This is a genomic window from Variovorax sp. LjRoot84 (genome assembly GCF_964254305.1).
Classification (GTDB): domain Bacteria; phylum Pseudomonadota; class Gammaproteobacteria; order Burkholderiales; family Burkholderiaceae_C; genus Variovorax.
Window position 1 is genome coordinate 2,550,078 of record NZ_CAXUTE020000001.1, and the last position, 23,138, is coordinate 2,573,215.

A 23,138-nucleotide genomic window follows, 5' to 3' on the forward strand; every position below is an offset into this window, starting at 1 on the left:
CGCACACCGCACCATGACCTCTTCCGCGCAGACCTTGAGTCCCACGGAGCCTGCCGCCTATGCCAAGGGTGGGCCTGTTCTTCTGATCGCCGCGCTGGGCGTGGTCTTCGGCGACATTGGGACCTCGCCGCTCTATGCCTTCAAGGAGACGCTGAACCCCGACCATGGCGTGCCGCTGACGCCGGACGCGGTGCTGGGCCTGCTGTCGCTGGTGTTCTGGGGCCTGACCTTCGTGGTGACGCTGAAGTACGTGGTGTTCGTGCTGCGCGCCGACCACGACGGCGAAGGCGGCATCCTCGCGCTGCAGGCGCTGGCGCGCAATGCGGTCGCCGGCCCGGCCACGCGGCCCTGGGTCTGGCAGATGGTCGGCCTGCTGGGGCTCGTGGGCGCCGCGATGTTCTACGGCGATTGCCTGATCACGCCGGCCATCTCGGTGCTGTCGGCGGTCGAGGGCCTGGAGGTGCAGGCGCACGGGCTCAAGCCCTTCGTGATCCCGATCACGATCGCGATCCTCGTCGGTCTGTTCTGGGTGCAGCGCAAGGGCACGGGCGTGGTCGGCAAGGTCTTCGGGCCGGTGATGCTGCTGTGGTTCGCGGTGCTCGCGGCGGCGGGTCTGTGGCAGGTGCTGCAGCAGCCGCAGGTGCTGGCGGCGCTCGATCCGCGCCATGCCATCGGCTTTCTCGTCTCGCACCGCGCGCAGTCGCTGGCGGTGCTGGGCGCGGTGTTCCTGGCTTTCACCGGTGGCGAAGCGCTCTATGCCGACATGGGGCATTTCGGCGCCCGGCCGATCCGGCTGGCCTGGCTCTTCATCGCCATGCCCGGGCTGGTGCTCAACTACTTCGGGCAGGGGGCGCTGGTGCTCGCGAATCCGGCCGCGATCGACAACCCTTTCTTCCGGCTGTTCCCCGCGTGGGGCGTGCTGCCGATGGTGGTGCTGGCCGCGATGGCGACGGTGATCGCATCGCAGGCCGTGATCTCGGGCGCCTTCTCGCTCACCACCCAGGCGATGCGCATGGGCTACCTGCCGCGCATGCGCGTGGTGCAGACATCCGGAGAGTCGATCGGCCAGGTCTATGTGCCCGTTGTCAACTGGCTGCTGATGGCGGGCGTGCTGCTGCTGGTGCTGGGCTTTCGCACATCGAGCGCGTTGTCGGCGGCCTACGGCATCGCGGTCTCGATCACGATGGTGACGACCACGCTGCTGGCCGGCGTGGTCGCCTACCGGCTCTGGCGCTGGAACCGTGTCGCGGTCGTGGTCGGCGTGCTGGCCTTCGCGGTGATCGACATCACCTTCGTCGTCGCCAACAGCCTCAAGGTCTTCGACGGCGGCTGGCTCACGCTGGCGGTGGCGGTGCTCGTGATGGTGTTGTTCACCACCTGGGCCAAGGGGCGGCGCCTGGGGCTCGAGGCTGCCGCGGCGCAGAGCATGCCGCTCGAGCCCTTCGTCGAATCGCTTGCAGCCAACATGCCGCATCGGGTGCGAGGCACCGCGGTGTGCCTGAATTCGGACGCAGACGCGGTGCCGCATGCGCTGCTGCACAACCTCAAGCACAACCAGGTGCTGCACGAACAAGTGATCGTGCTGCGCGTGCTGGCCTGCCACACGCCGCGGGTCGACGCGCGGCAGCGCATCGAGGCCCGCTCGCTCGGGCATGGCGTGTGGGTCGTGACCGCGCGCCATGGCTTCATGGAGCGGCCCGACGTGCCCGAATTCATCCGCATCCTGGCGTACCAGCAGGGGCTGGCCTGCGAATCGATGAGCACCTCGTACTTCGTCTCGCGCGCCTCGCTGGGCGACAAGCCGCTGCCGGGCATGAATCCCGTGCGCCGGGCTTTGTTCGGCTGGCTGCAGCGCAATGCGGGGCGTGCGTCGGACTATTTCGAAATCCCCGGCAACAGATTGGTCGAGCTGGGACAACGAACGTAAATGGGCCCCCGACGGCGGCCGTGATTGACACGGGTTCTCGTTTACCCTAGATTACTAACCGGCTGGTCATTAATGACCCCGTTTGTCTTTTCTAGGGTGTTCCATGACCGCGTCCGCCTCCCCCGTTTTTCGTTCCGCCAGCCTCTTGTTGCTCGCCGCCCTGGCGCTCGCCGGCTGTTCCCGCCCGCCGGCCGCTGAGGAGCCCCTGCGCGCCGTCAAGGTGATGACGGTGGGCACCAGCGCCTATGGCACCGAGCCCGAGTTCTCGGCCGAGGTGCGGGCCCGCGTCGACTCCCGGCTCGGCTTCCGGGTGGCCGGCAAGATCACGCGCCGCCAGGCCGAGCTCGGCCAGCATGTGCAGGCCGGACAGGTGCTGGCGCAGCTCGATCCGCAGGACTACCGGCTGGCCGCCGATGCCGCCCGCGCGCAGCAGGCCGGGGCCCTGACCAACCGCGACCTGGCCGAGGCGGACCTCAAGCGCTACCGCGGCTTGCGCGAGCAGAACTTCATCAGCGCGGCGGAACTGGAGCGGCGCGAAACCACCTACAAGGCCGCCCAGGCGCAGCTCGAGCAGGCGCAGGCCCAGCTCGCATCGCAAGGCAACCAGGCCAACTACACGACGCTGGTGGCCGACGTGCCGGGCATCATCACGGCGATCGAGGCCGAGCCGGGCCAGGTGGTGTCGGCCGGCACGCCGGTCGTGCGCATCGCACAGGACGGCGCGCGCGATGTGGTGTTCGCGGTGCCGGAAGACCGCGCCGCGCTGGTCAGGCCGGGGTCGCCCGTCACGGTGCGCGGCTGGGCGGGCGGCGCCGAGATGGAAGGCAAGGTGCGCGAAGTGGCGGCCAGTGCCGACGCGGTGACCCGCACCTACAGCGTCAAGGTCGCGATCGATGCCGCCACCGCGCCCGCGCTGGGTGCCACCGTCTATGCGCGGCCGCAGGCGCTGTCGCGCACCGGCACCCCGGTGCTCAAGCTGCCGACCAGCGCCTTGCGCCAGGAAGGGCAGGGCAGCGCGGTCTGGGTGCTCGACAAGAGCAGCATGACGGTGCGCTCGCAGCCGGTGCAGGTGGCCACGGCGGACGGCAACGAAGCGGTGATCGCCGCCGGCATCACGCCGGGCACGACGGTGGTGGTCGCGGGCGTGCACGTGCTGTCGCCGGGCCAGAAGGTCTCGATCTACAGGGAGAAGACCGCCGCGCCGGCCAATCCGCTGCGTGAGGCCGTCAACGTGCAGGCGCCAGCGGCGGCTCCGGTTGCCACCCGCTGAGGACGCCGCCATGACGTCGCAGCAGACCGCAGCTGCCGGCAAGGCCGGCTTCAATCTCTCGAAATGGGCGCTCGAGCACGCCGCGCTCACGCGCTACCTGATGCTGGTGCTGATGGTGTTGGGCTTCGCGGCCTACTTCCAGCTCGGCCAGGACGAGGATCCGCCCTTCACCTTCCGCGCGATGGTGGTGCGCACCTACTGGCCGGGCGCGACCGCGCAGCAGGTGGCCGAGCAGGTGACCGACAAGCTCGAGCGCACGCTGCAGGAAGCGCCCTACGCCGACAAGATCCGCAGCTATTCGAAGCCGGGCGAGTCGCAGATCATTTTCCAGATCAAGGATTCGTCGCGGCCGGGCGATGTCGCGAACGTCTGGTACACGGTGCGCAAGAAGATCGCCGACATTCGCGGCACCCTGCCGGCCGGCATCCAGGGGCCCTTCTTCAACGACGACTTCGGCGACGTGTACGGCGTGATCTACGCGCTGGAGAGCGATGGCTTCAGCTACGCCGAGCTCAAGACTTTTGCCGACGACGTGCGCCAGCAACTCCTGCGCGTGAAGGACGTGGCCAAGGTCGAGCAGTTCGGCGTCCAGGACGAGAAGGTCTTCATCGAGGTCTCGCAGAAGCGCGTGGCGCAGCTGGGGCTCGATTTCAACGCGGTGCTGGCGCAGATCGGATCGCAGAACGCGATTGAGAGCGCCGGCACGATCCAGTCGCCGCAGGATGTGGTGCAGGTGCGCGTGGGCGGCCAGTTCACGAGCGTGGAGCAGCTGCGCGCGATGCCGATCCGCGGCAGCTCGGGCAACCAGATGCGGCTCGGCGACATTGCGGAGATCCATCGGGCCTACGTCGATCCGCCGGCGGTCAAGGTGCGGCACCAGGGCAAAGAGGTGATCGCGCTCGGCGTCTCGATGGGCAAGGGCGGCGACATCATCGCGCTCGGCAAGGCGCTGCGCGTCGCCACCGCCGAGATCGACAGGCGGCTGCCGGCCGGCGTGACGCTGGCGCAGGTGCAGAACCAGCCGGTGGCGGTCTCCAGATCGGTCAACGAGTTCGTGAGCGTGCTGATCGAGGCGGTGGCGATCGTGCTGGCCGTCAGCTTCGTCGCGCTCGGCCTGCACAAGGGCGGGCGCTTCGGCTGGTACATCGACATCCGGCCCGGGCTGGTGGTGGCGATCACCATTCCGCTGGTGCTGGCCGTGACCTTCCTGGCGATGAACTACTTCGGCATCGGGTTGCACAAGATCTCGCTCGGCTCGCTGATCATCGCGCTCGGCCTGCTGGTGGACGACGCGATCATCGCGGTCGAGATGATGGTGCGGAAGATGGAGGAGGGCTACGACAAGGTGCGTGCCGCCACCTTCGCCTACGACGTCACGGCCAAGCCGATGCTGACCGGCACCCTGATCACGGCCGCGGGCTTCCTGCCGATCGGCATCGCGAAGTCGGTGACCGGCGAATACACCTTTGCGATCTTCGCGGTGACGGTGATCGCGCTGGTGCTGAGCTGGATCGTCTCGGTGTACTTCGTGCCCTATCTCGGCACGCTGCTGCTCAAGGTGAAGCCGCACCCATCATCCGGTCATCCTGAGCTTGGCGAAGGGCCGCACGAGCTCTTCGACACGCCCTTCTACAACACCTTCCGGCACACCGTGAACTGGTGCGTGAAGCATCGCTGGCTGACCATCGGCGCCACCTTGCTGATCTTCGCGCTCGGCATTGTCGGCATGGGCAAGGTGCAGCAGCAGTTCTTTCCCGATTCCAGCCGGCCCGAGATCATGGTCGACCTGTGGTTCCCCGAAGGCACGTCTTTCGCGGCCAACGAAGAGGTGGCCAAGCGGGTCGAACAGCGCCTGCTGAAGGAAGAGGGCGTTACCACCGTCAGCACCTGGGTCGGCTCCGGCGTGCCGCGCTTCTACCTGCCGCTCGACCAGGTGTTCCCGCAGACCAACGTCTCGCAGCTGATCCTGCTGGCCAAGGACCTGAAATACCGCGAGACGCTGCGCCTCAAGCTGCCGGCCTTGCTGGCCGAGGAGTTCCCCGAGGTGCGCGGCCGCGTGAAGCTGCTGCCCAACGGGCCGCCGGTGGCGTACCCGGTCCAGTTCCGCGTGATCGGAACCGAGCCGCAGCAATTGCGCATCCATGCCGACGAGGTCAAAGCCGTGATGCGCGAGAACGCCAACATGCGCGGCGTCAACGACAACTGGAACGAATCGGTCAAGGTGATCAAGCTCGAGATCGACCAGGACAAGGCGCGTGCGCTCGGCGTCACCAGCCAGGCCATCGCGCAGGCTTCGCGCACCATGTTCAGCGGCACGAATGTCGGCCAGTACCGTGAGAACGACCTCTTGATCGACATCGTGCTGCGCCAGTCGCCGGACGAGCGCGAGGCGATCTCGGACATCGGCAACGCCTACCTGCCCACGAGCTCGGGCCGCTCGATCCCGCTGACGCAGATCGCGCGGCCGGTGTTCAGCTGGGAGCCCGGCGTGATGTGGCGCGAGAACCGCGACTACGCGATCACCGTCCAGGGCGACATCATCGAAGGCCTGCAGGGCGCGACCGTCACCGAGCAACTGCTGCCGGCGCTGCGCAAGCTCGAAGCCAAATGGCACGCCGACGGCCAAGGCGCCTACCGCATCGAGGTGGCGGGCGCGGTGGAGGAGAGCAGCAAGGGTTCGGCCTCGATCGTGACGGGCGTGCCGATCATGCTGTTCCTGGTCTTCACGCTCCTGATGCTGCAGCTGCACAGCTTCAGCCGCTCGATGCTGGTGTTCGTCACCGGCCCGCTCGGCATCGCCGGCGTGGCGGGTGCGCTGCTGGTGCTGAACCGGCCTTTCGGCTTCGTGGCGCTTCTGGGCGTGATCGCGCTGATGGGGATGATCCAGCGCAACGCCGTGATCCTGATCGACCAGATCGAAAGCGATCGGGAAGTCGGCGTGCCGACCTGGGACGCGATCGTCGAATCGGCAGTCAGGCGCCTGCGGCCGATCGTGCTGACCGCCGCGGCGGCCGTGCTGGCGATGATCCCGCTGTCGCGCAGCGTGTTCTGGGGGCCGATGGCGGTGGCGATCATGGGCGGGCTCATCGTGGCCACCGTGCTCACCCTGCTGGCGCTGCCGGCGATGTACGCGGCCTGGTTCCGCGTCAAGCGCGACGAGCCCAGGCCGGCCGATGAGGCCGAAGAGGCCCTGGTTCGCGCTTAAAATACGCGGTTGACCGATTTCAGGCGGGAGGCCTCACAGGCCGCCCGCCGCGAATGACCGAAGGCGGCCTCCGGGCCGCCTTCGGTATTCATCACCTGAAAAACTGGAACCGCGCGGGTGGCGAAATTGGTAGACGCACCAGGTTTAGGTCCTGACGTTCGCAAGAACGTGCCGGTTCGAGTCCGGCCCCGCGCACCAGCACAAGACCCTCTCAAGGAAGATTCAAATGACCGTGAACGTTGAAACCCTCGACAAGCTCGAACGCAAGATCACGCTGACCTTGCCTGTCGGCACCATCCAGTCCGAGGTCGATTCGCGCCTCAAGAAGCTGGCCCGCACCGTCAAGATGGACGGCTTCCGTCCGGGCAAGGTGCCGATGAACGTCGTGGCCCAGCGCTACGGCTACTCGGTCCACTACGAAGTCATGAACGACAAGGTCGGCGAGGCCTTCTCGCAGGCGGCCAACGAGGCCAAGCTGCGCGTGGCCGGCCAGCCGCGCATCACCGAGAAGGAAGAGTCGCCCGAAGGCCAGCTCGCCTTCGACGCGGTGTTCGAGGTCTTCCCGGACGTCAAGATCAACGACCTGGCCAACGCCGAAGTCGAAAAGCTCAGCGCTGAAGTGGGTGACGACGCGATCGACAAGACGCTCGAGATCCTGCGCAAGCAGCGCCGCACCTTCGCGCAGCGCGCGCAGGACGCGGCCGTGCAGGACGGCGACCGCGTGACGGTCGACTTCGAAGGCAAGATCGACGGCGAGACCTTCCAGGGCGGCAAGGCCGAGGACTTCCAGTTCATCGTCGGCGAAGGCCAGATGCTCAAGGAGTTCGAAGATGCCGTGCGCGGCCTGAAGGCCGGCGACAGCCGCACCTTCCCGCTCTCCTTCCCGGCCGACTACCACGGCAAGGACGTGGCCGGCAAGCAGGCCGACTTCATGGTCACCGTGAAGAAGGTCGAGGCTTCGCACCTGCCCGAAGTCAACGAGCAGCTCGCCAAGTCGCTCGGCATCGCCGACGCCACGGTCGAAGGCCTGCGCGCCGACATCAAGCGCAACCTCGAGCGCGAGGTCAAGTTCCGCCTGCTGGCCCGCAACAAGACCGCGGTAATGGACGCGCTGATCGCCAACGCCGAACTCGATCTGCCCAAGTCCAGCGTGCAGGCCGAAGTCGACCGCATGGTCGAAGGCGCCCGCGCCGAGCTCAAGCAGCGCGGCATCAAGGATGCCGACAAGGCCCCGATCCCCGACGACATGTTCCGCCCGCAGGCCGAGCGCCGCGTGCGCCTGGGCCTGGTGGTGGCCGAACTCGTGCGCGCCAACAACCTGCAGGCCAAGCCCGAGCAGATCAAGGCCCACATCGACGAGCTGGCCGCCAGCTACGAGAAGCCGGCCGACGTGGTGCGCTGGTACTTCAGCGACAACCGCCGCCTGGCGGAGGTCGAGGCGGTGGTGATCGAGAACAATGTCACGGATTTCGTGCTCGGCAAGGCCAAGGTCAACGCCAAGCCGGTGTCCTTCGACGAACTGATGGCCCAGCAAGGCTGAACGCCGGTTCGCTGCGTTCCCATGGGCTTGTGCTTTGATGCGCGAGCCCCATTTCGTCTGGGTACAGTACAACCCCTCTCTGGAGAGCAAAACATGAGCGCACAGGAAATTCAGGGCCTCGGCATGATTCCGATGGTCATCGAGCAATCGGGTCGCGGCGAGCGGTCCTACGACATCTATTCGCGGTTGCTCAAGGAGCGGGTGATCTTCCTGGTCGGCGAGGTCAACGATCAGACCGCCAACCTGGTGGTGGCGCAGCTGCTGTTCCTCGAGAGTGAAAACCCGGACAAGGACATTTCGTTCTACATCAATTCCCCGGGTGGCAGCGTGAGCGCCGGCATGGCGATCTACGACACCATGCAGTTCATCAAACCCGACGTGTCCACCCTGTGCATCGGCTTCGCGGCCAGCATGGGCGCCTTCCTGCTGGCAGCCGGCGAGAAGGGCAAGCGTTTCTCGCTGCCCAACTCCAAGATCATGATCCACCAGGTGCTGGGCGGCGCCCGCGGCCAGGCCACCGACATCGAGATCCATGCCCGCGACATCCTGAAGACGCGCGAGCAGATGAACCGCATCCTGGCCGAGCGCACCGGCCAGTCGTTCGAGAAGATCGCCCGCGACACCGAGCGCGACTACTTCCTGACGGCTGACGAATCCAAGGAATACGGACTGATCGATCAGGTGATCGCCAAGCGCAGTTAAGGTACCCCGGCGCCGAGGCGCCCAGGAAAAAACGGCGCTTTCCGTGTGGAAAGCGCCGTTTTTGTTCCGGTGTTCGCCGGTTCGGGGGGCTTTCATCTTCGCTATCATTGTTAAACCCCTGTTACGAGGCATCTGTCCATGGCCGAGAAAAAAGGCTCCTCCAGCGAAAAAACGCTTTATTGCTCGTTCTGCGGGAAGAGTCAGCACGAGGTCAAGAAGCTGATCGCAGGACCGTCGGTTTTCATCTGCGACGAGTGCATCGATCTCTGCAACGAGATCATCCGCGACGAGCTGCCCGCCGGCGAAGAGGCGCGCGAGGCGCGCAGCGACCTGCCGACCCCGTCGGAGATCAAGGCCAACCTCGACAACTACGTGATCGGCCAGGAGCCGGCCAAGCGCATGTTGTCGGTCGCGGTCTACAACCACTACAAGCGCCTGCGCCACAAGGACAAGGCCAAGGGCGACGACGTCGAGCTCAGCAAGAGCAACATCCTTCTGATCGGCCCCACGGGCTCGGGCAAGACCCTGCTGGCCCAGACCCTCGCGCGCATGCTCGACGTGCCCTTCGTGATGGCCGACGCCACCACGCTGACCGAGGCCGGCTACGTGGGCGAAGACGTCGAGAACATCATCCAGAAGCTGCTGCAGAGCTGCAACTACGAGGTCGAGCGCGCCCAGCGCGGCATCGTCTACATCGACGAGATCGACAAGATCTCGCGCAAGTCCGACAACCCCTCGATCACGCGCGACGTGTCGGGCGAGGGCGTGCAGCAGGCCTTGCTCAAGCTGATCGAAGGCACCATGGCCAGCGTACCGCCGCAGGGCGGCCGCAAGCATCCCAACCAGGATTTCCTGCAGATCGACACGACCAACATCCTGTTCATCTGCGGCGGCGCTTTCGCCGGGCTCGAAAAAGTGATCGAGAACCGCACCGAGGCCTCGGGCATCGGCTTCGGCGCCTCGGTCAAGAGCAAGAAGCAGCGCAGCATCACCGAGGTGTTCCGCGAGGTCGAACCCGAAGACCTGATCAAGTTCGGCCTGATTCCCGAGCTCGTCGGCCGCATGCCGGTCGTGGCCTCGCTGGCCGAGCTCAGCGAAGACGCGCTGGTGCAGATCCTGACCGAGCCGAAGAACGCCGTGGTCAAGCAGTTCACCAAGCTGCTGCAGATGGAAGGCGTCGACCTCGAGATTCGTCCGACGGCGCTCAAGGCCATCGCTCGCAAGGCGCTGGCCCGCAAGACCGGCGCGCGTGGATTGCGCTCGATCCTGGAGCAGTCGTTGATCGACACCATGTTCGAACTGCCGAATGCCACCAACGTCGACAAGGTCGTGGTCGAAGAGTCGACAATCGACGAAAACAAGCCACCGCTCCTCGTGTACCGCGAGGCGGCCAAGAAGGCCTGACTGAGTGACTTCCTGGCCGGCTCCTCCGATGCAGGCGACCGGCGTCTTCGGCGATTACCGTGCCCGCGGGCTTGAAAAGCGCGCGTGGCCGACCATCTTTCCATGATCAAGTAAAGGATTCCCATGTCCGGTCATACCCCCCTGCCTGCCACCGAACTCGACCTGCCGCTGCTTCCGTTGCGCGATGTGGTCGTCTTCCCCCACATGGTGATTCCGCTGTTCGTCGGTCGCCCGAAAAGCATTAAGGCGCTCGAGCTCGCGATGGAAGCGGAGCGCCGCATCATGCTGGTGGCGCAAAAGGCCGCCGCCAAGGACGAGCCCTCGGTCGAGGACATGTTCGAGGTCGGCTGCATCTCGACCATCCTGCAGATGCTGAAGCTGCCCGATGGCACGGTCAAAGTGCTGGTCGAAGGCCAGCAGCGCGCGCGCGTCAACCGCATCGACGACGGCGAAACCCACTTCTCGGCCAACGTGACGCCGGTGGAAGTGGTCGAGGCCGCCGCTCAGAAGGGCACCGAGGTCGAGGCGCTGCGTCGCGCGGTGATGCAGCAGTTCGACCAGTACGTGAAGCTCAACAAGAAGATCCCGCCCGAGATCCTGACTTCGATCTCGAGCATCGACGATCCGGGCCGCCTGGCCGACACCATCGCCGCCCACCTGCCGCTCAAGCTCGACAACAAGCAGGCGGTGCTCGACCTGGCCGACATCAAGTCGCGGCTCGAGAACCTGTACGGGCAGCTGGAGCGCGAGGTCGACATCCTCAACGTCGACAAGAAGATCCGCGGCCGCGTGAAGCGCCAGATGGAGAAGAACCAGCGCGACTTCTACCTCAACGAGCAGGTCAAGGCGATCCAGAAGGAGCTCGGCGAAGGCGAGGAGGGCGCGGACATCGAGGAGATCGAGAAGAAGATCAAGCTCGCCAAGATGCCCAAGGAAGCGCTCAAGAAGGCCGAGGGCGAACTCAAGAAGCTCAAGCTGATGTCGCCGATGTCGGCCGAGGCGACCGTGGTGCGCAACTACATCGACGTGCTGATCGGCCTGCCGTGGAGCAAGAAGACCAAGATCAAGCACGACCTCGCGCACGCCGAAGAGGTGCTAAACGAAGACCACTACGGGCTCGAGAAGGTCAAGGACCGCATCCTCGAATATCTCGCGGTCCAGCAACGCGTCGACAAGGTGAAGGCCCCGATCCTGTGCCTGGTCGGCCCGCCGGGCGTGGGCAAGACCTCGCTCGGGCAGTCGATCGCCAAGGCGACCGGCCGCAAGTACACGCGCATGGCGCTGGGCGGCATGCGTGACGAGGCCGAGATCCGCGGCCATCGCCGCACCTACATCGGCGCGTTGCCGGGCAAGGTGCTGTCGAGCTTGAACAAGGTCGGCACGCGCAATCCGCTGTTCCTGCTCGACGAGATCGACAAGCTGGGCACCGACTTTCGCGGCGACCCGTCGAGCGCGCTGTTGGAAGTGCTCGACCCCGAGCAGAACCATACCTTCGGCGACCACTACGTCGAGGTCGACTTCGACCTCTCCGACGTGATGTTCGTCGCGACTTCGAATTCGATGAACATCCCGCCGGCGCTGCTCGACCGGATGGAAGTCATCCGCCTCGCGGGCTACACCGAAGACGAGAAGACGCACATCGCGCTGAAGTACCTGCTGCCCAAGCAGATGAAGAACAACGGCGTGAAGGAAGAAGAACTCCTGATCACCGAAGAAGCCGTGCGCGACATCGTGCGCTACTACACGCGCGAAGCCGGCGTGCGCTCGCTCGAGCGCGAGCTCTCGAAGATCTGCCGCAAGGTGGTCAAGGGGCTGCTGCTCAAGAAGATGACGCCCAAGGTCGTCGTCGAAGGCAAGAACCTGAATGACTTCCTCGGCGTGCGCAAGTACAGCTTCGGCCTGGCCGAAAAGCAGAACCAGGTGGGCCAGGTGGTCGGCCTTGCGTGGACCGAAGTGGGCGGCGATCTGCTGACGATCGAAGCGGTCACGATGCCCGGCAAGGGCGTCATCAGCCGCACCGGTTCGCTCGGCGACGTGATGAAGGAATCGGTCGAGGCCGCGCGCACGGTGGTGCGCAGCCGCGCACGGCGCCTCGGCATCAAGGACGAGGTCTTCGAGAAGCGCGACATCCATATCCACGTGCCCGATGGCGCAACGCCGAAGGACGGCCCCAGCGCAGGCGCCGCGATGACGACGGCCTTCGTTTCGGCGCTCACCGGCATCCCGGTGCGCGGCGACGTCGCGATGACCGGCGAGATCACGCTGCGCGGCGAGGTCACGGCCATCGGCGGCCTGAAGGAAAAGCTCTTGGCCGCATTGCGCGGCGGCATCAAGACCGTGCTGATTCCCGAAGAGAACGCGAAGGACCTGCAAGACATTCCGGAGAACGTGAAGAACGGCCTCGAGATCGTGCCCGTGAAGTGGATCGACAAGGTGCTCGAGATCGCGCTCGAAAAGACGCCCACGCCCTTGTCCGATGAAGAGGTCGCAGCCTCTGCAGCGGCCGTGGCCGAGCTCGCGAAACAGCGCGGCTCGCAACCCGCGGAAGGTTCAGTCAAACATTGAGTCGCGAGGCTTGCGGGACCTCGAAAAAATACTATATAATTCGAGGCTCGAAACGCGGGAATAGCTCAGTTGGTAGAGCGCAACCTTGCCAAGGTTGAGGTCGAGAGTTCGAGACTCTTTTCCCGCTCCAGTTTTGAAAAAGGGAAGCTTCGGGCTTCCCTTTTTTTCGCGAGTTCAAACAGCAGGGCGCGATAGCAAAGCGGTTATGCAACGGATTGCAAATCCGTCTAGCCCGGTTCGACTCCGGGTCGCGCCTCCATCCATATCGATATCGATCCGACAGCCCCACCAACCATCGTTGCCGGGGCTGTTTTCGTTTCGGGTATCGTGCATATCTGCCCGGCCGCCCGGATGGTGAAATTGGTAGACACATCGGACTTAAAATCCGCCGCTTCCTGCATAAGGGGCGTACCGGTTCGACCCCGGTTCCGGGCACCATCACATACAAGGGAGCAATGACATGCCTCGCTACAACGCTCCGTTCGAAATCCATGTGCACGGCGATGTGCCGCTGCGCTCCGATGTGAGCTTCGAGCAGATCCAGGAAGCGCTCAGTCCACTCTGGAAATATGCCGGCGCCAAGTCGCTGGCCGATGGCGCGACCAGCGTCTACGAAGAAGAGCCGGGCATCCGTTTCGAGCAGAAGGAGCACATGCTCCAGATCTGCTGGACGGTCGCCGGCGACGAGGATTTCCGCCAAGCACTCGACGAGATGTGCATGGCACTCAACGAGCTCGCCGAACAAGGCGCTGCGCTCGAGGTCACTTTCTACGACACCGATTTCGACGAGGAAGAGGGCGACCCCGACGAAGAGTCGCGCGACGACTTCCTCATGCTCTTCGTGGGGCCGAACCCGGCCGCGATCATGCAGGTGCAGCGCGACCTCCTGGTGGAAGACGTGGTCAACCTCATGGAGCGCCACTTCGACGGTTCCGAACTCGGCGGCGTGGTGGCGGAAATCGACAAGCTCTTCGGCGACCGCTTCGATGCGCTCGTGAACTCGCTCGAGATCGGCAAGCGCCCCCGCGGCGGCACCGGTGGTCCGGGTACGGGCGGCCACGGTGGCGGACGCCGCCCGCGCCACCTGCACTAGCAAGAGCGTGCCACGGAGCGGTCAAGCCGCTCCGCTATGCTCGGCGACCTTCTGTTCGAGGAGAGTCGCTTGGCCTTGTTTTCACAATCTGCCCTCCGTCCCGGCGTGCGCAAGCGCGAAGTCTTCGGCTGGGCGATGTACGACTTCGCCAACTCGGGCTACACCACGGTGGTCATCACGGCGGTGTTTGCTGCCTACTTCGTCGGCGGCATCGCCAAGGGCGAGCCCTGGGCCACCTTCGCGTGGACGGCGGCGCTGAGCATTTCCTATGCGATCGTGATGCTGTCGATGCCGGCGATCGGCGCCTGGGCCGATCTGCATGCGGCCAAGAAGAGGTTGCTGGCCATCGTCACTGCCGGCTGTGTGCTCGGCACCGCGGCCCTTGCGCTCACGCCGAAGCTGGGCGGTCCGTATGCGGTGGCCTTGGCGATGGGCCTGGTGATCTTCTCCAACACCTTCTACTCTTACGGCGAATCGCTGACCGGCGCCTTCCTGCCGGAACTCGCCACGGCGGAGGGCATGGGCAAGGTCAGCGGCTGGGGCTGGGCCTTCGGCTACATCGGCGGCATGCTCTCGCTCGGCCTGTGCCTGGCCTATGTGCTCTCGGCGCAGGCCAAGGGGTTGCCTGCCGCGCATTTCGTGCCGGTCACGATGCTGATCACGGCCGCGCTCTATGGCGCGGCGGCCTGCGCCACCTTCGCGCTGCTGCCCGAGCGTGCGCTGCCGCAGCCGGCCGGCGCGCGGCAGAGCGCCTGGCGGCAGCTGCGCCACACTTTCCGCGAGGCGCGCGCCTACAGCGACTTCATGTGGCTCCTGGCCTGTACCGTCTGCTACCAGGGTGGGGTGGCGGTGGCGATCACGCTCGCGGCGATCTATGCCGAGCAGGTGATTGGCTTCGTCCCGAGCGAGACCATGGTGCTGATCTTCGTGCTCAACGTCGCGGCCGCGCTCGGCGCCTTCGGCTTCGGCTACCTGCAGGATCGCATCGGCCACCGGCGGGCGCTGTCGGGTGCGCTCGTGGCCTGGATCGCCGTGTGCGTGATCGCCGCCTCGGTCACGACCAAGGGCGGCTTCTGGTGGGCTGCATCCATCGCCGGCCTGGCGATGGGTTCGAGCCAGTCGGCCGGCCGCGCCATGACCGGCGTGCTGGCCCCGCCGCGCCAACTCGCCGAATTCTTCGGGCTCTGGACCTTCGCGACGCGGCTGGCCGGCATCATCGGGCCGCTGAGCTACGGCGCCATCACGTGGATGACCGGGGGCAACCAGCGCATCGCCATCCTCTCGACCGCCGCGCTGTTTGTCGGCGGCCTCTTGCTGTTGATACCGATCGACATGCGGCGCGGCCGCGCCGCTGCGCTGCGCGAAGTGTCTCAGTCGGAAGCCGTGCCCTTGGAGGCACGGTAGATCGTCCCGTCGTAGTGCAGCGTCATCGACGTGAACTTCGCCGGCCGTTCCTGCGTCACACACTCTTCGCCCTGCGGGCTGGAGCGACTCAGAGTGCGGGTCTGGCGCAGCAGCAGGTCGGCATAGCCGTTGCTCGTGCTGCGCGCGATCGACAGGCTGCCGCGCACGGTCTCGAAGTTGCCGGCGCAGTTGGTGTCCCACTCGCCGCGCTCGAGTGCCGTCTCGAGCCCGTCGAGCACCTTGGCGAGCTTCGGGCCCTGCGGCACGTAGAGCGTGAGCGTTTCGTTCGAGTACGGGTTCGCACGCGACGAGCCCTGGTGGACGACCCGCACGCCGAATGCGCGCGCGTCGCCGGCCAGCGCGTAGCGCGCGGTGTCGACCTTGATCTCGCCGATGCGGATCGCGTCTTCGGTCAGCGCTGCGGGCTGGAACAAGCGGCTGACGACCGTTGCACGCTCGGTGTTGCCGTTGTCGGCCTGCTGCACCACGAGCACGTCGAGATCGAACTCGGTGAAGTTCGGTTCGGACGATGGGCGCGGCATCGGCAGCACCACGATGAAGCGGCCCGCGAAGCCGCGCCAGGGCTGGCACACGGCGCGTTCATGGTCGAGCAGGCGCTTCGGATGCAGCTTGGCGTGCATGCGCTCCGCAAGGCCGGTATCGCAGGCGGCGTGGCCGGCAACGCAGAAGGCGGCCAGCAGCGGGGCGAGAAGCAGGCGGCCGCGCATGGACAGGATCAGGTGCTTGTTGCCGTCGATGCGCCGGCGGTCGTCGCAGGGCCGGCTGGGCGCGCGAGCCAGCGTGCGGCCGCGGCATCGAGCGCATCGGGTGCAGCGCTGCTGACGAGTGCGACGGCGCCGTCGTCTGCTTCGGCGAGTTGCCCGGCCTGGGACAGCAGCCGCCGCGTCTGCTGCGCGACCGGCGCGCCGGTATCGATGAAGTGCACCGTGTCGCCGGTATGGCGGCGCAACTCGGCCGCGATGAAGGGGTAATGGGTGCAGCCCAGCACCAGCGTGTCGATCTGTCCCGGTGCGCTGCCGAACGTGCCTGCCGCGCTCAGATAGCGTTGGCTCAGTGCCGCGATCTCGGCGCTGTCGGAACGCTCGATGGCGCTCGCCAGGCCGTCGCAGGGAACGATGCGGAAGACCGCTTGTGTGGCCAGCGACGCGTGCAAGGTCTCGAACTTGCGGCTTTCCAGGGTCACGCGGGTCGCGATCACCGCGATATGGCCGGTGCGGCTCGTCGCTACCGCGGGTTTGAGGGCCGGTTCGACACCGACCAGCGGCAGCGCCGGATGATAAGACCGCAGTTCATGGATGGCAGCCGCCGTCGCGGTATTGCAAGCGACGACCAGCGCCTTGATCCGATGCCGATCGAGCAGGTAGCGCGCGACCGTGCGGGTCCGCTCGGCCACGTAGGCATCGCCGCGCTCACCATAGGGCGCATGGCCCGTGTCGGCGAAGTAGACGAAGCGCTCGTGCGGCAGCTCCTCGCGCAGCGCGTTGAGGACCGAGAGCCCCCCGACGCCGCTGTCGAACACGCCGATCGGAAAGTGGCTCAAGCGGCTTCCATCATGATGGTCTTGAACTCGCCGCTGGCGATGCGCTTCTGCCACTCGGCCGGGCCGGTGATGTGGGCGCTGGTGCCTCCGGCGTCCACTGCCACCGTGACCGGCATGTCCACCACGTCGAACTCGTAGATCGCCTCCATGCCGAGATCGGCGAAGCCCACCACCTTGGCCGTCTTGATCGCCTTGCTCACCAGGTAGGCGGCACCGCCCACCGCCATCAGGTAGGCGCTCTGGTGCTTCTTGATCGCCTCGATCGCGACCGGCCCGCGCTCGGCCTTGCCGATCATTGCGATCAAGCCGGTCTTCGCCAGCATCATCTCGGTGAAGCCGTCCATGCGCGTGGCGGTGGTCGGGCCGGCCGGGCCCACGGCCTCGTCCTTGACCGGATCGACTGGGCCGACGTAGTAGATCACCCGGTTGGTGAAGTCCACCGGCAGCTTCTCGCCCTTGGCCAGCATGTCGGCGATGCGCTTGTGTGCGGCATCGCGGCCCGTGAGCATCTTGCCGTTGAGCAGCAGGGTGTCGCCCGGCTTCCAGCTAGCGACCTCGGCCGGCGTGAGCTTGTCGAGATCGACGCGCTTGCTCTTGTTGTAGTCGGGCGCCCACTCGATCTTGGGCCACAGGTCCAGCGAGGGCGCTTCGAGGTACACCGGTCCCGAGCCGTCGAGCACGAAGTGCGCATGGCGCGTGGCCGCGCAGTTCGGGATCATCGCCACCGGCTTGCTCGCCGCGTGCGTGGGGTACATCTTGATCTTGACGTCTAGCACGGTGGCCAGGCCGCCCAGGCCCTGCGCGCCGATGCCGAGCGCATTGACCTTCTCGTAAAGCTCGACGCGCAGCGCCTCCACCTTGCTGAGTTCGGCCCCGGAGCGCTTCTTGGCCAGCAGCTCGTGCATGTCGAGGTCGTCCATCAGGCTTTCCTTGGCGAGCAGGGCGGCCTTCTCGGCGGTGCCGCCGATGCCGATGCCCAGCATGCCCGGCGGGCACCAGCCGGCGCCCATGGTGGGCACGGTCTTGAGCACCCAGTCGACCACGCTGTCGCCGGGGTTCAGCATCACCAGCTTGCTCTTGTTCTCGCTGCCGCCGCCCTTGGCGGCCACCGTCACCTCGACGGTGTTGCCCGGCACGATCTCGGTGAAGATCACGGCCGGCGTGTTGTCCTTCGTGTTCTTGCGATCGAACTGCGGGTCGGCCACGACCGAGGCGCGCAGCGTGTTGTCGGGATGGTTGTAGCCGCGGCGCACGCCTTCGTTGATGGCGTCGTCGAGGCTGCCGGTGAAGCCGCCCCAGCGCACGTCCATGCCGACCTTGAGGAAGACGTTGACGATGCCGGTGTCCTGGCAGATCGGGCGCTGGCCGGTGGCGCTCATCTTGCTGTTGGTGAGGATCTGCGCCATCGCGTCCTTGGCCGCCGGGCTTTGCTCGCGCTCGTAGGCACGGGCCAGGTGAGCGATGTAGTCGGTCGGGTGGTAGTAGCTGATGTATTGCAGCGCGGCGGCAACCGACTCGATCAGGTCGGCTTGTTGAATCGTGGTGGTCATGGGGGTTTTTGCTTGGACGGATACTGGCGGGTCCTCCATTTTGACAGCTCAGGCCCGCCCATGAAGACACGCACCGAACGCGACACCTTTGGCCCCATCGAAGTACCGGCAGACAGGCTCTGGGGCGCGCAGACCCAGCGCTCGCTGCAGAACTTCGACATCTCGGGCGAGCAGCAGCCGCGCGAGATCATCAAAGCCCTGGCGCAGGTCAAGCGCGCCTCGGCAGTGGTCAACCATGCGCTCGGCCTGCAGGACGAGAAGAAGACGAAGGCCATCGTCGCTGCGGCCGACGAAGTCATCGCCGGCACGCATCCCGAGGAGTTCCCGCTGGTCGTGTGGCAGACCGGATCCGGCACGCAGACCAACATGAACGTCAACGAGGTGCTGGCCAACCGCGCGAGCGAGCTGCTGGGCGGCGAACGCGGGGAAGGACGTCTCGTGCATCCGAACGACGATGTGAACCGCAGCCAGTCCTCGAACGACGTGTTCCCGACCGCGATGCACGTGGCGGCGGTCGACGCGATCACCAACCGGCTGTTGCCCGCCATCGCCAGGCTGCGCGGAACGCTGGAAAAGAAATCGCAGGACTTCGCCGACATCGTGAAGATCGGCCGCACCCATCTGCAGGATGCGACGCCGCTCACGCTGGGCCAGGAATTCTCGGGCTACGTGGCGCAGCTCGCGCACGGCGAAGCCCACGTGCGCGCCGCGTTGCCGCACCTGTGCGAGCTGGCGCTGGGCGGCACCGCGGTCGGCACCGGGCTCAACGCGCCCAGGGGCTATGCCGAGCAGGTGGCGGCCGAGCTTGCCAGGCTCACCGGCCTGCCTTTCGTCACCGCGCCGAACAAGTTCGAGGCCATGGCCTCGGTCGATGGGCTGGTGCATGCGCACGGCGCGCTCAAGACCCTGGCCGCGAGCATGACGAAGATCGCCAACGACGTGCGCTGGCTCGCGAGCGGCCCGCGCAGCGGTATCGGCGAACTGAGCATTCCCGAAAACGAGCCGGGCTCGTCGATCATGCCCGGCAAGGTGAATCCGACGCAGAGCGAGGCGGTCACGATGCTGGCGGCGCAGGTGATGGGCAACGACGTCGCGATCAACATCGGTGGTGCCTCGGGCAACTTCGAGCTCAACGTATTTCGCCCGATGGTGGCGCACAACTTCCTGCAGAGCGTGCGCCTTTTGGCCGACGGCATGGTGAGCTTCAACGACCACTGCGCGGTGGGCATCGAGCCCAACCGCGAGCGCATCGCCGAACTCGTACAGCGCTCGCTGATGCTGGTGACGGCACTCAACACGCACATCGGCTACGACAAGGCGGCCTTCATCGCGAAGAAGGCGCACAAGGAAGGCACGAGCCTGCGCGAGGCGGCGGTGGCCTCAGGTCACCTGACCGGGGAGCAGTTCGATGCCTGGGTGGTGCCGGAGAACATGACCGGGCGATAGACGCTCAGTGATTGGCGGAGGGCGAGGGTGCCATCAGCTTGTCGGTCACCGCGATCGCCATCGCCGACAGCAGGAAGGTGATGTGGATCGCGGTCTGCGCGATCAGCACCCGGTCGGTGTAGTTGTCGGCGTTGATGAAGGTCTTGAGCAGGTGGATCGAGCTGATGCCGATGATCGCGGTGGCCAGCTTGACCTTCAGCACCGAGGCGTTCACATGGCTCAACCACTCGGGCTGGTCGCGATGGCCTTCGAGATTCATGCGGCTCACGAAGGTCTCGTAGCCGCCGACGATCACCATGATCAGCAGGTTGGAGATCATGACCACGTCGATCAGCGCCAGCACCACCAGCATGATCACGGTTTCGTTGAGCGTCGTGATCGGCGCGGCGGTCTTGTACCCGATGCTGGTGATGAGCAGTTGCAGCGCATCCTGGCTGCCGAACGCGGCCTCGACCAGGTGGAAGAGTTCGACCAGGAAGTGCAGCACGTACACGCCCTGTGCGACGATCAGGCCCAGGTACAGCGGCAGCTGCAGCCAGCGGCTGGCGAAGATCAGGTTGGGCAGCGGGCGCAGGGGCGAGACCTTGCCGCTGTTCGAGGTGGTGGGGTCGAGGGTGGACATCGGGTCGTTGTGGGCGGGAAACGCGCGATTCTAGAGTGTGCGCGAGCGCCCCGGTGTCACGCTCCTGTCGTTAACATGGAGCGTCAGTCATCCGTAAGTGCGGCCGCCGACATTAACGCCGGTCAATTGACAGGTACAGGAGACGAAGAATGAGCAGTGCACCGACGACGATCGAGTCCACCCTGGTCGAGAACCGCATGTTTCCGCCGGATGCCCGTGCCACGCAGGGCGCGCGCATCGCGAGCATGGCCGCGTACGACGCGCTATGCAAGGAAGCCGCCGACGACTTCGAGGGCTTCTGGGCCCGCCAGGCGCGAAGCAACGTGGTGTGGACCAAGCCCTTCACCCGCACGCTCGACGAATCGAACGTGCCTTTCTACAAATGGTTCGACGACGGCGAGCTCAACGCCTCGGCCAACTGCCTCGACAAGCACATCGGCACCGCGGTCGAGAACAAGACCGCGATCGTTTTCGAGGCCGACGACGGCGCTGTCACCAAGATCACCTACAAGGAGCTGCTGGCTCGCGTTTCGCAGTTCGCCAATGCGCTGAAGGCGCAAGGCATCCAGAAGGGCGACCGCGTCATCGTCTACATGCCGATGGCCATCGAGGGCGTGATTGCGATGCAGGCCTGCGCCCGCATCGGCGCCACCCACAGCGTGGTGTTCGGCGGTTTCTCCGCGAAGGCGCTGCAGGAACGCATCATCGATGCCGGCGCCGTGGCGGTCATCACGGCCAACTACCAGCTGCGCGGCGGCAAGGAACTGCCGCTCAAGGCCATCGTCGACGACGGCATCGCGCTCGGCGGCTGCGAATCGATCAAGACCGTGCTGGTTTATCAGCGCACCGCGACCGCCTGCAACATGGTGGCCGGCCGCGACAAGACCTTCGACGAGGCGCTCCAGGGCCAGAGCACCGAATGCGCGCCGGTGCCGGTCGGCGCCGAGCATCCGCTCTTCATCCTCTACACCTCGGGCTCGACCGGCAAGCCCAAGGGCGTGCAGCATTCGACCGGCGGCTACCTGCTGTGGGCCAAGCTCACGATGGACTGGACCTTCGACGTGCGCCCCGAAGACGTGTTCTGGTGCACCGCCGACATCGGCTGGATCACCGGCCACACCTACGTGGCCTACGGCCCGCTCGCCGCGGGCGCGACGCAGGTGGTGTTCGAGGGCGTCCCGACCTTCCCGCATGCGGGCCGCTTCTGGCAGATGATCGAGAAGCACAGGGTCACGATCTTCTACACCGCCCCGACCGCGATCCGCTCGCTGATCAAGGCGGCCGACAGCGACGAGAAGGTGCATCCCAAGAACTGGGACCTGTCGTCGCTGCGCATCCTCGGCACCGTGGGCGAGCCGATCAATCCCGAAGCCTGGATGTGGTACTACCGGAACGTCGGCGGCGAGAAATGTCCGATCGTCGACACCTTCTGGCAGACCGAGACCGGCGGCCACGTCATCACGCCGCTGCCGGGCGCCACGCCGCTTGTGCCGGGCTCCTGCACCTTGCCGCTGCCTGGCATCATGGCCGCGATCGTCGACGAGACCGGCAAGGACATCCCGCACGGCGCCGGCGGCATGCTGGTCATCAAGCGGCCCTGGCCCTCGATGATCCGCACCATCTGGAACGACCCCGAGCGCTTCAAGAAGAGCTATTTCCCCGAGGAAATGGGCGGGACCGTCTACCTGGCCGGCGACGGCGCGGTGCGCAGCGCCGACCGCGGCTACTTCCGCATCACGGGACGCATCGACGACGTGCTCAACGTGTCGGGTCACCGGCTCGGCACGATGGAAATCGAATCCGCGCTGGTCGCCAAGACCGACCTCGTGGCCGAAGCCGCCGTGGTCGGCCGGCCCGACGACGTGACCGGCGAGGCGGTCTGCGCCTTCGTCGTGCTGAAGCGCGGCCGCCCGAGCGGCGACGAGGCGAAGCAGATCGCCGCCGAGCTGCGCAACTGGGTGGCCAAGGAGATCGGCCCGATCGCCAAGCCGAAGGACATCCGCTTCGGCGAGAACCTGCCGAAGACGCGCAGCGGCAAGATCATGCGGCGCCTCTTGCGCAGCATCGCCAAGGGCGAAGCGATCACGCAGGACACCTCGACGCTCGAGAACCCCGCCATCCTCGAACAGCTCGGCCAGGCTTACTAACGGCCCCCACGCTCCGTCACTGCGTGTACTCGCTGCCCCCCGAGGGGGCCGCAGGCCGCCTTGGGGCGGCCCGGCGCCGGCCTGGGGATTCGCAGCCGCGCCCCTGTCCGACAGGGCATTGGCGCCGGATGCGTTACAACAGCCCATCGATTGTTGAGGAGACATCCATGGGATTGAGAACAGGCGTGCTGCTGGTGGTCGTGCTGCTGATCGCGGCGCTCGCGGCCTTGAACTGGGGCCTGCTCGTCACGCCCACCGCCATGTCGGTCGGCTTCATGCAGATCACGGCGCCCTTCGGGTTGATCATGCTGGGCCTCACGGTGCTTCTGAGCATCTTCTTCGTGGCCTACATCGTCTACCTGCAGACCACGGTGCTGCTCGAAACGCGGCGCCACACGAAGGAAATGCAGGCCCAGCGCAGCCTGGCCGACCGGGCCGAGGCTTCTCGTTTCACCGAGCTGCGCAGTTTCCTTGAGACCCAGGAGAACGTCCACATGGCGCGCAACGCCGAGCGGCATGCGGCGCTGCTGGCGCGCGTGGAGCAGTTGGAGACGATGATCAAGCTGCGCTCCGACCGGACCGACAACACGCTGGCAGCCCACATCGGCCAGCTCGAAGATCGCGTCGACCGCCGGCCGGCGACGGCGACGGCGACGGTGGCGTCTTCGCCGCCCGTGGGCATGCCACCGCCGGTCTGAGGCC

At 66.1% G+C, this 23,138-nt stretch carries 16 protein-coding genes and 4 tRNA genes; 16 read left to right on the forward strand and 4 right to left on the reverse strand.

Annotated elements, in window-relative coordinates; all coding sequences use genetic code 11:
- The first annotated feature begins 13 nt into the window (after window positions 1-13).
- The 13 genes from ACSQ9I_RS12975 (at window position 14) to ACSQ9I_RS13035 (ending at window position 15,110) form a co-directional block, all read left to right on the forward strand.
- Window positions 14-1,927 (forward strand): potassium transporter Kup, encoded by a 1,914-nt coding sequence (locus ACSQ9I_RS12975; RefSeq protein WP_436313430.1) that lies wholly within the window; start codon window positions 14-16, stop codon window positions 1,925-1,927.
- Window positions 1,928-2,030: 103 nt separating this feature from the next.
- The gene (locus ACSQ9I_RS12980) at window positions 2,031-3,197 is read left to right on the forward strand and encodes an efflux RND transporter periplasmic adaptor subunit (protein ID WP_436313431.1); all 1,167 of its coding nucleotides are present in this window, start codon (window positions 2,031-2,033) and stop codon (window positions 3,195-3,197) included.
- Window positions 3,198-3,207: 10 nt separating this feature from the next.
- On the forward strand, window positions 3,208-6,402 hold the full coding sequence (locus tag ACSQ9I_RS12985) for an efflux RND transporter permease subunit (RefSeq protein ID WP_436313432.1): 3,195 nt from the start codon (window positions 3,208-3,210) through the stop codon (window positions 6,400-6,402).
- A 111-nt stretch (window positions 6,403-6,513) separates the two neighbouring features.
- Window positions 6,514-6,600, forward strand: a tRNA-Leu gene (locus tag ACSQ9I_RS12990).
- Between the two features lie 28 nt (window positions 6,601-6,628).
- Entirely contained in the window at window positions 6,629-7,942 is a 1,314-nt protein-coding gene (gene tig, locus ACSQ9I_RS12995) for a trigger factor (protein WP_093109180.1), read from the forward strand.
- A 93-nt stretch (window positions 7,943-8,035) separates the two neighbouring features.
- Window positions 8,036-8,644 carry an ATP-dependent Clp endopeptidase proteolytic subunit ClpP gene (gene clpP, locus ACSQ9I_RS13000; RefSeq protein ID WP_093109181.1) on the forward strand — a complete coding sequence of 203 codons (609 nt, stop codon included), beginning with the start codon at window positions 8,036-8,038 and terminating at the stop codon, window positions 8,642-8,644.
- 138 nt (window positions 8,645-8,782) lie between these two features.
- Window positions 8,783-10,048 carry an ATP-dependent Clp protease ATP-binding subunit ClpX gene (gene clpX, locus ACSQ9I_RS13005; protein ID WP_093109182.1) on the forward strand — a complete coding sequence of 422 codons (1,266 nt, stop codon included), beginning with the start codon at window positions 8,783-8,785 and terminating at the stop codon, window positions 10,046-10,048.
- 123 nt (window positions 10,049-10,171) lie between these two features.
- On the forward strand, window positions 10,172-12,613 hold the full coding sequence (lon, locus tag ACSQ9I_RS13010; protein WP_093109183.1) for an endopeptidase La: 2,442 nt from the start codon (window positions 10,172-10,174) through the stop codon (window positions 12,611-12,613).
- A 54-nt stretch (window positions 12,614-12,667) separates the two neighbouring features.
- Window positions 12,668-12,743: transfer RNA gene (locus tag ACSQ9I_RS13015), tRNA-Gly, on the forward strand.
- Window positions 12,744-12,798: 55 nt separating this feature from the next.
- Window positions 12,799-12,872, forward strand: a tRNA-Cys gene (locus ACSQ9I_RS13020).
- 86 nt (window positions 12,873-12,958) lie between these two features.
- Window positions 12,959-13,051, forward strand: a tRNA-Leu gene (locus ACSQ9I_RS13025).
- 22 nt (window positions 13,052-13,073) lie between these two features.
- Window positions 13,074-13,706 carry a DUF6806 family protein gene (locus tag ACSQ9I_RS13030; RefSeq protein WP_436303813.1) on the forward strand — a complete coding sequence of 211 codons (633 nt, stop codon included), beginning with the start codon at window positions 13,074-13,076 and terminating at the stop codon, window positions 13,704-13,706.
- 69 nt (window positions 13,707-13,775) lie between these two features.
- Window positions 13,776-15,110 carry an MFS transporter gene (locus tag ACSQ9I_RS13035; protein WP_436313433.1) on the forward strand — a complete coding sequence of 445 codons (1,335 nt, stop codon included), beginning with the start codon at window positions 13,776-13,778 and terminating at the stop codon, window positions 15,108-15,110.
- On the opposite strand, the gene ACSQ9I_RS13040 is transcribed toward ACSQ9I_RS13035, so the two are convergent.
- From ACSQ9I_RS13040 to ACSQ9I_RS13050, 3 genes are read right to left on the reverse strand one after another with little or no spacing between them, the layout of a single operon-like run.
- Window positions 15,077-15,838: a hypothetical protein gene (locus tag ACSQ9I_RS13040; protein WP_436292518.1), complete on the reverse strand. Its 762-nt coding sequence runs from the start codon at window positions 15,836-15,838 to the stop codon at window positions 15,077-15,079. The two genes, ACSQ9I_RS13035 and ACSQ9I_RS13040, sit on opposite strands and share 34 nt — an antisense overlap.
- Before the next feature lie 8 nt (window positions 15,839-15,846).
- Complete coding sequence (murI, locus tag ACSQ9I_RS13045) at window positions 15,847-16,671, reverse strand: glutamate racemase (RefSeq protein WP_436313434.1); 825 nt, start codon at window positions 16,669-16,671, stop codon at window positions 15,847-15,849.
- On the reverse strand, window positions 16,668-18,221 hold the full coding sequence (locus ACSQ9I_RS13050; RefSeq protein ID WP_093109187.1) for a fumarate hydratase: 1,554 nt from the start codon (window positions 18,219-18,221) through the stop codon (window positions 16,668-16,670). The genes murI and ACSQ9I_RS13050 overlap by 4 nt, the downstream gene beginning before the upstream one ends.
- A 60-nt stretch (window positions 18,222-18,281) precedes the next feature.
- Here ACSQ9I_RS13050 and fumC point away from each other — a divergent pair, with 60 nt between their 5' ends.
- Window positions 18,282-19,667, forward strand: coding sequence for a class II fumarate hydratase (fumC, locus tag ACSQ9I_RS13055; protein ID WP_436313435.1), 1,386 nt, complete (start codon window positions 18,282-18,284; stop codon window positions 19,665-19,667).
- A 4-nt stretch (window positions 19,668-19,671) separates the two neighbouring features.
- On the opposite strand, the gene ACSQ9I_RS13060 is transcribed toward fumC, so the two are convergent.
- A complete protein-coding gene (locus tag ACSQ9I_RS13060; protein ID WP_093109189.1) occupies window positions 19,672-20,289 on the reverse strand; it encodes a TIGR00645 family protein in 618 nt (205 codons plus the stop codon).
- A 149-nt stretch (window positions 20,290-20,438) separates the two neighbouring features.
- On the opposite strand from ACSQ9I_RS13060, the gene acs reads away from it, so the two are divergent.
- Window positions 20,439-22,436 (forward strand): acetate--CoA ligase, encoded by a 1,998-nt coding sequence (acs, locus tag ACSQ9I_RS13065; protein ID WP_436313436.1) that lies wholly within the window; start codon window positions 20,439-20,441, stop codon window positions 22,434-22,436.
- Window positions 22,437-22,603: 167 nt separating this feature from the next.
- The gene (locus ACSQ9I_RS13070; RefSeq protein ID WP_436313437.1) at window positions 22,604-23,134 is read left to right on the forward strand and encodes a LapA family protein; all 531 of its coding nucleotides are present in this window, start codon (window positions 22,604-22,606) and stop codon (window positions 23,132-23,134) included.
- Window positions 23,135-23,138: the final 4 nt, after the last annotated feature.